This window comes from Actinomadura fulvescens (assembly GCF_039533225.1).
In the GTDB taxonomy this organism is placed as follows: Bacteria; Actinomycetota; Actinomycetes; order Streptosporangiales; family Streptosporangiaceae; genus Spirillospora; species Spirillospora fulvescens.
In genome coordinates, this window is sequence record NZ_BAAATD010000012.1 from 165,403 (window position 1) to 178,963 (window position 13,561).

Consider the following 13,561-nt stretch of genomic DNA (forward strand, 5'->3'; position numbering starts at 1 on the left):
TCTCGAAAGGGTTGACTTGTTTGCGCCGTGCGCTTAGTTTCCTCGCAATCCGATAAAAGTTCAACTCATTCCGGCGTAAGAGTCGGTTCCGAGTGATCAGCACCCATCCTCCTCGTCCACCCCTCTCGGCCTGCATGACAGACCTGGCAGTCGCGCCAGACCGCATGTACGCAGGTCCGCCGTATGCACGCTGACCCAGCCGAGACGCACCCACCCCCAGGCCGGCCACCGCTCACCCCGGTAGCCGCGGCAGAGCAGGAGCTGAGTATGAGCGCCATCCCCACGCGGGCGTCGGGCATCACAAGGCCGGGCATCCCCAAGAAATCGGGCGTCGTCGCGATGTCCCTGGCAGCGGGTTTGATCGGCGGGAGCCTGACGGGCTGCGCGAGTGATGACAGCGGACCTGGCGCCGGACAGCAGGAGGTTACGCCGACAAAGATCGATGGCGTCCTGGGGAAGGCGGTCAGCGGCAGCGCCGGCTCGGGCAAGGCGACCGGTTCCCCGATCACGCTCGGGTTGATCAACCAGCAGGGCGGGCCGGTGTCCAATCCCGAGTTCACCGTCGCCGCGCAGGCCGCGGTCGGCTATCTCAACGCCGAGCTCGGCGGGGTCGGCGGGCATCCGCTGAAGCTGGAGGTCTGCAACATCGTCTCCGCCGAGTCCCAGGGCCAGCGATGCGGGCAGCAGATGCTGGCCAACGAGGAGATCAAGCTGATCGTGCAGGGCGGGCTGAACGTCGGCACGCAGTCGTTCCACGCCACCCTGGCCGGCAAGAAGCCCGACCTGATCGCCGTCGCCAACCCTGGGCCCGACGTGTCGGCCAAGAACGCCTACGCCCTCAACGCCAGTGCGCTGGCCGGCAAGGCCTCCACGCCGATCTTCCTGGACACCAAGCTCAAGGCCAAGACGGTCGCGATGATCGCCGACGACAACCCCGGCAACCAGGAGATCGCCAAGAGCATCAAGGAGGGCATCGAGGCCCGCGGCATGACGGTCAAGCTGACCACCTACCCGGCCGGCAGCGCCGACCTGATGAGCCCGATGACCGCCGTCGGTGCCGGCGACGCCGACGTCATCATGCCGATCGCGGTCACCCCGACCGCGTGCATCGCGATGGCCAAGGCCTACGAGCAGAGCGGCATCAAGATTCCCCTCGCCGCCTCAGGGCTGTGCGCCTCCGGCGCCGTGAAGAAGGGACTCGGCGACCTACCCAAGTGGATCTTCAGCGGGTCGCTGCTCAACATCCACGCCCCCGACCCGACCGGGCACGTCGCGTTCTACCGCGCGGTGATGGGCAAGTACGCGCCCAAGGGAGCCGAGCTGGGCATCAACGCACCGGCCGGATTCTCCGCCGTCCTTGCCGCCGCCAAGGTTCTGCACGCGGCCGGGCCCGACCAGCTGTCGGTCGAGAAGATCTCCAAAGCGGCCAAGGCCTACACCGGGCCGCTGCTCATGGGGCCGCCCAAGCTCAAGTTCGGCATGAACCCGCAGATGCCCACGCTCGGCGCGCAGTCCGCGCACTACTACCGCTACGACGGCAACGGCAAGTGGGTCGATGTGTCCCAGGGCTGGATCAACCTCCCCTCCTAGGACGGCCTCCTAGGACGCCTCCTAGAGCGGCCTCCTAGAGCGGAAACAATGAGCGGAGGAGTCACGTGGACCAACTGATCCTGTTCATCCTGCTGGGTTTGGGGCCCGGCGCGCTGTATGCCGGGCTCGCCCAGAGCCTGGTGCTCACCCACCGCGGCTCAGGCATCATCAACGTCAGCGCCGGCGCCATGGCGATGTGGGGCGCCTACACCTTCTACGGGCTGCGCGAAGGGCATCTGCTGCTGCCCTTCTTCTACCCCGACCTGGGCGGTCCACTGGGCGTCGCCCCGGCGTTCGTGCTGGCGGTGCTGCTGTCGGCGGCGCTGGGCGCGCTGATCGACGTCGCGGTGTTCAAGTGGCTGCGCAAGTCCGCGCCGCTGGCCAAGCTGGTCGCCAGCGTCGGCCTGTTGCTGACCATCCAGGCGCTGATCGTGCTGCGGTTCGGCGGCACCGGACAGACCGCGCCGCCGGTACTGGCCGGCGGCAGCATCCAGGTCTTCGGCGGCACCGTCCCGGTCGTGCGGCTGGAGGTCATGGCCATCGCGGTGGCGGCCGGGGTGGCACTCACTCTGGCCTACCGCTACACCCGGTTCGGCCTGGCCACCCGCGCGGCGCAGGAGGACGAGGCCGAGGCGATGATGTCGGGCCTGTCGCCGCGGCGGCTGTCGCTGCTCAACACCACCTTCGCCAGCGCTCTGGCCGGCGTGGTCGGCATCCTGGTCGCCCCGATGACCCAGCTCGACCCCATCACCCTGGCGCTGGCCGTCGTCCCGGCTTTGGGCGCCGCGCTGATCGCCCGGTTCACCTCGTTCACGGTCGCGGCGTTCGCCGGGCTGGGCATGGGGGCCCTGCAGTCGGTGGCGCTGTACCTGCAGACGCTGGAGTGGTTCCCCAAGTCCAAGGGGCTGCCGATGCCGGGCCTGCCGGACGTGCTGTTCTTCGTCGTCATCGCCGCCGCGCTGATGTGGCGCGGCAAGAGCCTGCCCGACCGCGGCAGCCACATCGAACCGCGGCTCCCACCGGCACCAGCGCCGCAACGCATCGCCCGGCCCACCGCGATCGGCGTGGCGATCGGCGTCGTCGCCCTGCTGGTGCTGCCGTTCGACCTGCGGCAAGGCTTCATCAACACCCTCATCGCGGTGATCGCCTGCCTGTCGCTGGTCGTGCTGACCGGTTATGTCGGGCAGGTGTCGCTCGCCCAGTTCGCCTTCGCCGGCCTGTCGGGCCTGGTGGTGTCCAAGCTCGGCATCCACCTCGGCCTCGGGTTGCCGTGGGCGCCGCTGCTGGGCATCGCGGCGGCGGCGCTGTTCGGGCTGGTGGACGTGCTGCCCGCGATGCGCGTACGTGGCGTACATCTGGCGATCCTCACCCTGGCCGCCGCGGTCGCGCTGCAGAACTTCGGATTCCACAACCCCTCCTGGGGCGCCAGCGGCCTGGGGTCGCCGGTGTCACCACCGGTCTTCTTCGGGATCAACCTCGGGCCGTCCGGATCGTTCCCGCTGGGCGGCGGCCATCCGCCCAGCGCATTGTTCGGCCTGGTGTGCCTGGCGGTCACCGCGCTGATGTGCGTCGCCGTGGCCAACCTGCGGCGCAGCGGCCTGGGCCAGCGCATGCTCGCGGTGCGCTCCAGCGAACGAGCCGCGGCCGCCGCAGGCATCTCCGTTCCGGGCATCAAGGTGACCGCGTTTGTCATGTCGGCGTTCATCATGGGCATCGTCGGCGTGCTGACCGCCTACAACTTCGGGTCGGTCGACCCCGCCAACTTCGGCATCGTCAACACCCTCGTCCTGATCGCCCTGGCCTATCTGGGCGGCATCTCGGTGATCAAGGGCGCAGTGATCGGCGGCATGCTCATGTCCGGCGGCGTCGCCGCCACGATCATGGAGGACTACATCGGCCTGCCCGCCGACTACCTCCTGCTGTTCGCCGGCATCTCCCTGATCCTCACCGTCACCACCACCCCCGGCGGCATCGCCCTGGCCCATCGCAGAACACGCCTCAAGGACGAACCGGCACCCACCAGCGCCGACCACACCGGTGGCGGCACCGGCAGCGGCTCTGGCGCCCCCGGCACCAGCGCGGCCGTAGTGGAGGTGGCGCGATGACGACCCCGGACACCACCTCCGCCACGGAGGCCACTGCGGCAACGCCGGTGACGCCGCTGACGGCGGTGACGGCGCCCCCATCACGGTCGGCGCTGTCGATCACCGACCTCACCGTCCGGTACGGCGGCGTGACGGCCCTGAACCAGGTCAGCCTCACCGTCGATCCCGGCGAGCTGGTCGGGCTGATCGGCCCCAACGGCGCCGGCAAGACCACCCTCATCGACGCGGTCTGCGGATTCACCAAAGCCACCGGGCAGATCCGGCTGGGCGACCGGTCCCTGGCCGGACTGTCGGCCGGCGCACGCGCACGCGCCGGGCTCGGCCGCTCCTGGCAGGCCGCCGATCTCTACGACGACCTGACGGTACGCGAGAACCTCACCGTCGGCGCCTACACCCCCAACTGGCGGCAGACCCTCAAGGAGGTCTTCTGGGGCCGGGCCCACCACGACGCTGAGGTCGCCGACCTGCTCGGCATCACCCATCTGCTCGACCGGCCCTGCGACGGCCTGCCCTCCGGCCAGCGCAAGCTCGTCGACGTCGCCCGCGCGCTCGCGGGCAGGCCCGACATCCTCCTGCTCGACGAACCCGCCGCGGGGCTCAACACCGACGAGAGCCGCCAGTTGGCCACGCGCCTGCGCGGCGTCGTCGACGCCGGCACCGGCGTCCTGCTCGTCGACCACGACATGAGCCTGGTCCTGACCGTCTGCGACCGCATTGTCGTGCTCGACTTCGGCCGGGTTCTCGCCGAAGGCACACCCCAGCAGATCCAGCGCAACGACGACGTCGTCGCCGCCTACCTGGGCACCACAGCACAACCCGACACTCCCGAACCCGACACTCCCGGACTCGACACCGCCCAATCCGACACCGCGTCACCGGAGGTCAACCGTGACTGACCAGACTCCAGCCCCGCCGTCGCTGGACATTCGCGGGCTGTCGGCGGGCTACTTCGGCGCCGCGGTGGTGCGTGATTTGACCCTGACCGTCGGGCCAGGGGAGGTCGTGGCGCTGCTGGGCCCCAACGGTGCCGGGAAATCGACGACCCTGCGCGCGATATCGCGGACCCTCACCCCAATGACCGGCACAGTCACGCTCAATGGGAGGGACGTGACCGGGCACCGGCCGCAGGACATCGCCCGCGCCGGGCTGGTGCACATGTCCGAGCGCCGCGGCATCTTCTACGGCCTCACCGTTGAGGAACACCTGCGCCTGCACAAACTCGACCCGGCCACCGGCTACGGCTACTTCCCCGAACTCAAGGCGCTGCGGTACCGCCGCGCCGGGCTGCTGTCAGGCGGCGAACAACAGATGCTCGGTCTGGCTCGCGCGCTGGCCCGCCGCCCGGCCGTACTGATGATCGACGAACTCAGCAAAGGTCTCGCGCCGGTCATCGTCGAGCGGCTCATCCCCGTCGTGCGCCGCTACGCCGACGAGTCCGGTGCGGGTGTCCTGCTGGTCGAGCAGCAAGTGCAGCTCGCCCTGCAGGTCGCCGACCGCGGCTACGTACTGGCCCACGGCGAACTCGTCGAGCACGACACCGCCGCCAACCTGCTGGCCGACCGCGACGTGCTCGTCTCCTCATATCTCGGCGCCGCCACCCCCTGACCCGCGCACCCCTCCCCCCCCCGCCCCCGCCCCCGCCCCCGCCCAGGCAGTGGTTATCGAGTCAGTTCTCTAAGGAGCGTCCCTACTTGTTCCGCGAACGCATCATCGTCGACGGCTCGCTGGCCGTCACCGCGACCGGCTACCGGGTGGCCGTCCGGCTGCCCTGGTACCGGGCGCTGCCGGTCAGCTCGATCGAGCAACTGGACATCGGTCTCGACGGCGTACCGGCGCCCGCGCACGCCATCACCATCGACATCAACGGTCACCAGCGCTCCCTGCAGGACGCCGCCGAAGACTGGGACGAGGTCTGGTACGTGCTGGACGACGCGATCGTCCGGGTCGAGGCGCCGCGAACGCCGTTCAGCGGCGACCGGCACGAGATCGAGGTGACCCTCGGCGTCCGCATCCCGTACCTGCCGGTGGCCGGACGGCCGCTGATCATGACCGAACGCTGCGTCAAGACCATGCCCGCCCTCCAGCAAGCCCCCGAACCCGTGGTCGCCCCCGCATCCGCTTTCGAGCCGTCCAAGGAGACCGCGAAGTGAGCCTGCCCAAACTCGGCGTCACGCTGTACAGCTTCACGCCGTATTTCCATGCCCGCGACTACGGCTTCGAGGACCTGGTCCGCATCGTCGGCGACCGCGGCCTGGGACCGGGCCTGGAGATCGTCGGGTTCCAGAGCATCAAGGGGTTCCCCAAGCTCCCCGACGGATTCGCCGCCGGTTTCCGTCGGCTGGTCGACGACGCCGGACTGGAGCTGTCGTGCCTGGGCGCCAACGCCGACGCGGCCCTGCGCCAGGACCGGCTGCTCACCGAGGACGAGCTGGTGGAGTACATGCTGGCCCAAATGGAGGCCGCCCACACGCTCGGATTCCCGGTCGTCCGCGTCCAGCACTCGGTGACGCCGGATCTGATGGAACGGCTGCTGCCGCACGCCGAACGCCTCGGTCTCACCCTCGGCATGGAGATCCACAGCCCGCACAGCGTGCACCACCCGAAGATGCAGGCCCTGCTGGACCGCTACGAAAAGCTGGACTCACCCCGCCTGGGGTTCATCCCCGACTGGGGCGCCTCACTGACCCGGCTGCCGCCCAGCCTGCTGGCGACCTACCGTGCCAAGGGAGTACCCGCCGCACTGCTGGAAGCCTTCGACGACCAGTGGAACGCCTTCCACCGCGAGCCGCTCATCCGTGACGACGCCGAGCAAGGCGCCCGCTTCGCGCGCATGCGCGAGATCAACGAGCGACACGGCGGGGACGACGTCTCGGTCCGGATCGGCACCAACTCGGTCGGGCTGTTCGGACACATGGACCCCGCCGACTGGAAGACGATCATGCCGTGGGTCGTGCACGTCCACGGCAAGTTCTACGACATCGACGCCGACGGCAACGAGCCCTCGGTCCCGCACGACATCCTGCTGCGCGACCTGGTCCAGGCCGGCTACCACGGCTACATCTCCACCGAATGGGAGGGCTGGCACTGGAACGACACCGACGACCCCTTTGAGATGGTCGCCGCCCAGCACCGTCTCAGCGAACGCGTCCTGGCCTCGCTGGGCGCAGCATGACCGCCACGCGCGTGGATCTCCTGGTGATCGGCAGTGGCCCCGCGGGCGCGGCGTTCGCCCGCCGCACCCTGGACACCGTCCCGGACGCCACCGTCCTCATCGTCGAGGCCGGCCCGTGGCTGACCGCCGCTCCCGGCCACAACATCCGCAACCTGCCCCCGTCCCAGCGCATCGAACTGCAGGCCCGCGTCAGCGGCCCCCAACCCCAAGGATTCCGGCCGTTCGGCGCCCGCCCCCTGCACGCCCGGCCGGGCACCGTCCTGCTCACTCCCGACGACGGCAGCGGCGACGGCCAGAACGGCATGCCCGCCGCCGCCTACTCCGCCAACGTCGGCGGCATGGGCGCCCACTGGACCTGCGCGGTCCCACCTCCCGGCGGCAGCGAACGCATCCCCTTCATCCCCGCCGATGAACTCGACGCCGCCCTGGAGACCGCCGCCGGGCTCCTGCGGGCCACCACCACCGGATTCATGGCCACCCCGGCCGCCCGAGCGGTGCGCCTGAGACTGGCCCGCCGCTACGACCACCTGCTCCCATCCGGACGCAAGACCGGCCCGATGCCACTCGCCTGCACCCCCAGCGGCACCGCAGGCACCCGCGGCGACAGCGGCGGACTGCCTCGGTGGACCGGCACCGACACCATCCTGGGCCCTGCCCTGCACACCCCCGCCCACAGCAGGCTGGCCATCCGCGCCAACGCCAAAGCGCGCCGCCTGCTGGTGGACGGCGACCGCGTGACCGGCGCCGAAATCCTCGACACCCAGACCAGCGAGACCTTCACCGTCACCGCCGATGCCGTCGCCGTAGCCGCCGACGCGCTACACACCCCCCAGCTGCTGTGGGCCTCGGGGATCAGACCACCCGCACTCGGCCGCTACCTCAACGACCAGCCCCAGGTCGTCGTCGGCGCCCGCGTCGACCTCCCCACCCACCACGCCGCGACCGCGACCGACCCCCGCGACACCCTCACCGGCGTGTCCTGGGTCCCGTTCACCGACGGCGTGCACCCCTTCCACGGCCAGGTCATGCAGCTGGACGCCTCACCCATCGCGATCCACACCGCCGACAAACCCGACCCCCGCCCCCTGGTCGGCCTCGGCTGGTTCCTGCCCAAAGACATCCAACCCACCGACCGCGTCTGGTTCAACGACAACGACCTCGATCCCCACGGCCTGCCCAAACCCCACATCGACTACCAGCTCACCGACCACGACCAGGACCTGATCCGCCGCGCCATCAAGGAACTGCAAGAGCTCGCCGCCGACCTCGGCGAACCAACCCGCACCCCCGACCTGCTGCCAGCAGGCAGTTCCCTGCACTACCAGGGCACCGTCCGCATGGGGTCCGCCGACGACGGCACCAGCGTCTGCGACGGCCACGGCCGCGTCTGGGGATACCGGAACCTGTTCGTCGGCGGCAACGGCGTCATCCCCACCGCCACCGCCTGCAACCCCACCCTCACCGCCGTCGCGCTGGTCGTCCGATCCGTTCAGGCCATCGCCGAGCTGCTGACCACCGGAACCCACAGCTGAACCCCGCTCCGGCTCCGACATCCCCAGAGGTGTGAAGGCTTCCCTTCACCGGCGCCCTTCCCGCCGCATGAATGGCGTCCAGAGGTCTGGTTGCGCACCGTGGGCTGGGCGGTGAGGACTCTGCGGGCGAACAGTCCGGAGATCGGGTGGCAGATGCCGCCAGGCCGCACGTGCATGATCGCGGAGCACAGCGCAACACCTCGCGTCCACGTGGAGAGACACCCTTATCCCGTGTTTATCGGGTTGCGAGAATCCTTATTCCCGGCCCTGGCATGACACCACCTGAATCGCGGCGGCGAAGCCCTTTGTCGGCCCACCGAACGTCAATTGGAGGACGAGTGAACGACAGCCCCGATCGTCGCCACCTGCTGCGTCGCACCGTCAGCAGCGGTCTGCTCGCAGGGATCGGCTCGGTGGGATTGCTCCGCGAGAGGCCCGCGATGGCGGAGGACGGACCTGGCAAGGGGCGCATTCTCAGGGTGGCGAACGCGGCGATGGACCGCTTCGACCACGGCTGGCGCACCGGGGTCTGGCAGCCGTTCCTGGCGATGCTGACCGACGACTTCAGCCTCTGGTTTCCTGAGGACCCTGCGCGCGGGCGGTTCGAGGGGGCGGCCGGCCGACGGGCGGTGGAGCGGTGGACCGCGTTCCACGCGGCCCAGGGCAACAGGATCCGCGGTGAGCGCCTCCGCACGAGCGCCTCAGGGAACCGGGTCTTCTACGAGTACGACTCGGTCGGCGCGTCAACGGGCACGGCCGCGTACCGGAACTGGGAGCTGATCGTCGTGACGGTGCGAGGCCGGAAGATCAGCGGGTTCCATGAGTACTGGGGCGACGCCCATCCGGACGCCGGCGGCGCTCACGGACCCTAGCCGCCCAGACGTCGAGCTGCGGCACTCCGCGCCCGAGCGCCGCCGCGGCATGATACTCGGCGCGGATCTTGATTGCGGGCAGCGGCGCCTGGCTCGCCCGTTCTGAGGAGTTCACAGAATGAGTCGTAACTGATCCACACGGCGTGGTCGGGCGCTCCTCGCGGCGGCCGGGCTGCCCGCGACAGTGTTGGTCCAGGCACCGGCGACGCGGGCAGTGCCCGCACCAAGCTGACCACTCCCTACAGTCTTGGCTCTCTTACCCCGCAAGACCCCGCCGATACGAACGTGCGGCGCATGACGCCGTACAGCACCGGCGACCAGGAAATCCCGCTCGAGAACAACGACTGGAAGACCCTCGGCGGCGGTATCGACTCGAACGTGTACGACCTGGCCCGCTTCGGCGACCGCCTCGCGGCGGGCGGCGTCCTCACCCGGACCTCACTGACCACGATGTGGACCAAACCCGACACGCTCAGCGCGTACGCCTACGGCTGGGACACCGGCATCCACACCGACGCCAAATCCCGTGATCACCGGGTCGTCGCCAAGGGCGGCTCGCAGTCCGGCGTCCTCAGCCATCTGCGCGTCTACCCCGACGCAGGAATCACCATCGCCGTCCTGATGAACGACCGCTCCCAGGAATCCGGCAAGCCCCTCCAGAACCCGACCACACTCACCCGAGACATCGGCGCCCTCATGCTCAACGCGCTGCCCTGACCGTCAGAATCACCCACCGACAACCCGTGCACGACTGCCCCTGGCCGAGCAATCACCCGGTCAGGCCGCAGCACACGCCCCCGGCCTGCCTCCCGAGCCCCTCGGCAGTCAGGACTGGCTCCTCCTGGCCCGGAGCCAGAACGGCGCGACACGATGGGCACAAGGCCACAATCAATCCCACGGCAGCCGTCATCACCGCGACCGCCACCCGCCTCGTCACCGAACTGCCACCGGGATGCCGGGCTCGGCCGTGGTGATCGTGCACGTGGTGGACCAGCGGCGTCGGCCGTGCTGGTCGGCGCCTTGGAATCGGGCTCCGACTGCCGGGCCGGTCGCCGGCGGCAGCCACTGGCACGAGGTCGTCTCCGGGCTGTGGGCCGCCCCGCTCTCGAGGGCGGGAGCGGGGCGGCGAGGGCCGGGTCTCAGAACGAGGTCTGCATGAGCGAGACGTCGTCGATCTGGAGCCACTCGTATGTGCCGACACTCCAGAACCCGGCGAAGACGGCTCCCGTCGTGTGGGCGCCGGAGTTGAACCTCACCTCAAGCTGCTGGTAGGCGCCCTCTGGGCTCGGACCCCACTGCCGCTCGCGCGGCGGCCAGACGCCCGGCAGCCGCACCCCGAAGAAGGCGGTGTCGACCCCGCGGGTCGAGCGCAGGAAGCCGCGCAGAACGTAGTCGGTGTTGGGCTTGAGTGGCACCTGCTGCGACAGGGCGTTCCATTGGCCTCGGGTCGAGGAGGAGACGAAGGCGTTGTTGTTCCCAGCCCTGGAAAGGTTCCGTCCGATGTCGATGCCCTTGGCGTCGGGCCCCTCGACGTGCCACGGCGCCGCCACCGTGCGCGAGCGCTGCCCCTCGAAGCCGCCGTCGAGCACTCGGTCGACTCGCACGAGGTGGGTGCGGCGTTCACCGGTGAAGCGGAACAGCGGAGCGCCGCTCTCGCGGTAGAGCGCACGGACGGCCAGGCGGCCGTCCCAGTGCTCCTCCTCGAAGCTGACGACGGCGCGGTCCAGGTTCCAGTTGTCGCCGCCGACCCCGCCGCCGGATGTGGTGGTGAGTTCGACGCCGGTGATGTCCTCGGCGGTGAACTCGGGGACGTGAGGGTCGTTCTCCAGGATGACCTGCTGCCAGGTTTGGTTTCCCCACGCCCGGCCTTGGTTGACGTTGAGTCGGGTGTGCGGGACGCGCGTCCGGAAGCGGAGGGTGACGTTGAGGTTGTCGTTGCCGCCGCGCAGGTCGTCGTCACCGGTCAGCAGGTTGACGACGACGCGGGTGTTCTTGACGACGGCCGCGGCCGGAGCCGCGGGAAGCGCGACTCCGGCCGTGGTCGCGGCGAGGGCCGATGCGATCAGGGAGGTGATTCCGCGGTTGCGAGGCATTCCGTCTCCGTCCTTCGTGGAAGGTGGTTTCGGAGTGGTAGTGCCGGAAGGCGCGGAACCCTCCCCCCTTTCCCGGAAGAATCTTGGACGTTTCTCCGGGACCGGTTCGATCAGCCCGGCTCGTAGCGGAGGTTGAGGTTGAAGCCGGTGTCGGAGTCGATGGTGAAGGTGCAAGGGCCAGAGGACGGGGCCGACGAGCACGGCCCAGAACCCCAGGCATGGACGTAGTCGGTGTTGGAGCCCACCAGCCTCAGGGTCACGGTGTCGCCGTCGCGGGCGGTGTAGGGGCAGTTCGCGCCCGCTCCCGTACAGACGCCCTGAGACGCTCCGGCGACGACGACCTCGATGCCGCGGGAGGCCGCGTATGCGTCGGAACTGCTGCTGAGGTGCAGCCCGATCTCACGAGTCACCGGAGGTGGAGGTGGAGGCGGCTGCACGCCGGCGTCGTTGCCTCCGCCATCGTTGCCCTGGTCGTTCCCGTCGCCGTTGTTTCCGCCGTCTCCGCCGTTTCCTTCGTTACCGGCGTCGCCATTGTTGCCGTCACCGTCGTTCTGGTCGCCTCCGCTTCCTCCTCCATCGCGCTGGTCTCCCCCGCGCTTTCCTGTATCGCCGCTGTTCCCGCCAGTCGAAGGGCTCTTGTTCTTGCCACCGCCGTCCTTCGGGGGCACGGCCGAGGGAGCCGAGCCGTTGTGAGGCCGGCGACCGCCTTGTGAGTCGGGCCGGGAGGCGGGTGACGGGGAGTCGTCGTCGAACGGGTTTCCGGGGATCCAGGACAGCGGCGACGGGCCACCGCCCGCCGTCATCGCATCGGTCTTCTGCCCCAGCCAGGGCCAGACTGCCGGGCTGGTGGCGGCGATCAGCAGCGCGACGAGCACGCCCACGACCGTGCGCCGCCGCTTCCGTGCACCTCGGTGAGGCTTGGGCGCGCGGGCGGAGGTGTGGGACGGCGAGGCCGCCTGCGGCAGGCAACACCGGACCGGACGCGTTGCCGAGTGCCCCGAGCCGCTGTCGGTGCCGCCGCAGTTGCCGCCATCGTCGTGCGCGTCCTGTTCGCGAACGTCGTCGCCACCGTCGGAATCGTTGTTGCGGGCGTCGAGCCGTTCGCCGGTGGAGACCAGGCGGACGTCGTCCATGACGCGTTCGCGCAACACCCCTTCGAACAACACGGGCAGCAGCGCCGGAGCCCACTTCACCATGTCCTTTGCGCACCGCTGCTGGCACACCTTCTTGCACTTGCCGATGTGCCGGACGACCGTGTCGCGCAGAGCCCCTGACAGCACCGTCCCCCGATGTTCGGCGTCCCGCAGGATCCTCGTCAGCCGGGGACACTTCCCGGGGTCGTTCGCCATCGAGACCACGTTGGCCTCGAACGACCTCCGGATGATGGCGGTGTGGTCGTACAACCGCCGATACGCCTCGGCTACGGGGACGTTCAGCTCCCTGGCCAGTTCCGCGCCGGCGAGCCCCCGCCCGACTATCAGTTCGTGCAACGTGCGCTGGGATTCGGGCAGGGTCTCGGCGATCTGTGCCAGCCACTGCCCGACGAAGGCGCGGTGCACCACACCGGCCATGTCCTCCTCGTCCCCGTCGCGCAGCGCCCGTTCCACGGCGCCCTCGTCAGGCAGGGCGTCCATCGACACTGTGAACGGCCGACGCCGTGCGCCCGCCCGCACGACGTTGGACGCGATGCCCAGCATCCACGGCACGAGCCTTCGAGGGTCGCGGAGGTCGCCCATGTTCTCGTAGGCGATGACGAAGGTCTCTTGGGCCGCTTCCTGGGCCGCGTCGTAGTCAGGCGCCAGGCGGGCGATGCAGTGGGCGTGGACCACCCGGTTGCACCGCTCGAAGATCGCCTCGAACGCACGATCCCGTTCCCGCCGGTCGCCCCGCGCATCGGCTTCCCGAAAACGGAGCACCAGCTCGGCATCGCGCCTGTCCCGCTCGTCCCGGTCTCCGTTCACCAACGATCCGCTCCGTTCTCGTCCGCTCGACGCCCACGCACCCACGGTGACACGGTGTTCACCGTCCGGACCATTGGTCGGCCACATCCGGCATATCCGCACGTGGGCGCCGCGGCGCTCACATGCTCCAGAACTTCGGACATTCGCATGTTCCCTCCTCGTAGGCGCTGCCAGTGCAGCCGCCGACGAGGAGTGCGAGACCGGACCTGTCTCTCCCCCCTTACCCTCAAGAATTT

Annotated in this window: 11 protein-coding genes; 9 read left to right on the forward strand and 2 right to left on the reverse strand. The window is 69.7% G+C overall.

Annotation, left to right across the window (positions count from 1 at the left end; all coding sequences use genetic code 11):
• Window positions 1-267: 267 nt before the first annotated feature.
• The 9 genes from ABD333_RS35945 to ABD333_RS35985 all read left to right on the forward strand — a co-directional run bounded on the left by ABD333_RS35945 (window position 268) and on the right by ABD333_RS35985 (window position 9,988).
• Window positions 268-1,590 (forward strand): ABC transporter substrate-binding protein, encoded by a 1,323-nt coding sequence (locus ABD333_RS35945; protein WP_344547036.1) that lies wholly within the window; start codon window positions 268-270, stop codon window positions 1,588-1,590.
• Between the two features lie 65 nt (window positions 1,591-1,655).
• Window positions 1,656-3,695, forward strand: a complete 2,040-nt coding sequence (locus ABD333_RS35950) for an ABC transporter permease (RefSeq protein WP_344547037.1) — start codon at window positions 1,656-1,658, stop codon at window positions 3,693-3,695.
• The gene (locus ABD333_RS35955) at window positions 3,692-4,591 is read left to right on the forward strand and encodes an ABC transporter ATP-binding protein (protein ID WP_344547038.1); all 900 of its coding nucleotides are present in this window, start codon (window positions 3,692-3,694) and stop codon (window positions 4,589-4,591) included. Before ABD333_RS35950 ends, ABD333_RS35955 begins: the two co-directional genes overlap by 4 nt.
• The gene (locus ABD333_RS35960) at window positions 4,584-5,300 is read left to right on the forward strand and encodes an ABC transporter ATP-binding protein (protein ID WP_344547039.1); all 717 of its coding nucleotides are present in this window, start codon (window positions 4,584-4,586) and stop codon (window positions 5,298-5,300) included. Before ABD333_RS35955 ends, ABD333_RS35960 begins: the two co-directional genes overlap by 8 nt.
• A gap of 86 nt (window positions 5,301-5,386) precedes the next feature.
• Window positions 5,387-5,845, forward strand: coding sequence for a C-glycoside deglycosidase beta subunit domain-containing protein (locus ABD333_RS35965; RefSeq protein ID WP_344547040.1), 459 nt, complete (start codon window positions 5,387-5,389; stop codon window positions 5,843-5,845).
• The gene (locus tag ABD333_RS35970; RefSeq protein ID WP_344547041.1) at window positions 5,842-6,867 is read left to right on the forward strand and encodes a sugar phosphate isomerase/epimerase family protein; all 1,026 of its coding nucleotides are present in this window, start codon (window positions 5,842-5,844) and stop codon (window positions 6,865-6,867) included. The genes ABD333_RS35965 and ABD333_RS35970 overlap by 4 nt, the downstream gene beginning before the upstream one ends.
• Complete coding sequence (locus tag ABD333_RS35975) at window positions 6,864-8,399, forward strand: GMC oxidoreductase (RefSeq protein ID WP_344547042.1); 1,536 nt, start codon at window positions 6,864-6,866, stop codon at window positions 8,397-8,399. The genes ABD333_RS35970 and ABD333_RS35975 overlap by 4 nt, the downstream gene beginning before the upstream one ends.
• Window positions 8,400-8,737: 338 nt before the next feature.
• Entirely contained in the window at window positions 8,738-9,271 is a 534-nt protein-coding gene (locus ABD333_RS35980; protein ID WP_344547043.1) for a nuclear transport factor 2 family protein, read from the forward strand.
• A gap of 228 nt (window positions 9,272-9,499) precedes the next feature.
• A complete protein-coding gene (locus ABD333_RS35985; protein WP_344547147.1) occupies window positions 9,500-9,988 on the forward strand; it encodes a serine hydrolase in 489 nt (162 codons plus the stop codon).
• A 422-nt stretch (window positions 9,989-10,410) separates the two neighbouring features.
• On the opposite strand, the gene ABD333_RS35990 is transcribed toward ABD333_RS35985, so the two are convergent.
• Together ABD333_RS35990 and ABD333_RS35995 are read right to left on the reverse strand one after the other, a co-directional pair.
• Window positions 10,411-11,364 (reverse strand): hypothetical protein, encoded by a 954-nt coding sequence (locus ABD333_RS35990; protein ID WP_344547044.1) that lies wholly within the window; start codon window positions 11,362-11,364, stop codon window positions 10,411-10,413.
• A 110-nt stretch (window positions 11,365-11,474) separates the two neighbouring features.
• On the reverse strand, window positions 11,475-13,325 hold the full coding sequence (locus tag ABD333_RS35995) for an RNA polymerase sigma factor (RefSeq protein WP_344547045.1): 1,851 nt from the start codon (window positions 13,323-13,325) through the stop codon (window positions 11,475-11,477).
• Window positions 13,326-13,561: the final 236 nt, after the last annotated feature.

Coding starts and splice junctions, on each gene's coding strand:
- ABD333_RS35945 (WP_344547036.1), top strand. CDS start 268: ATGAGCGCCATCCCCACGCGGGCGTCGGGCATCACAAGGCCGGGCATC.
- ABD333_RS35990 (WP_344547044.1), bottom strand. CDS start 11,364: ATGCCTCGCAACCGCGGAATCACCTCCCTGATCGCATCGGCCCTCGCC.
- ABD333_RS35955 (WP_344547038.1), top strand. CDS start 3,692: ATGACGACCCCGGACACCACCTCCGCCACGGAGGCCACTGCGGCAACG.
- ABD333_RS35975 (WP_344547042.1), top strand. CDS start 6,864: ATGACCGCCACGCGCGTGGATCTCCTGGTGATCGGCAGTGGCCCCGCG.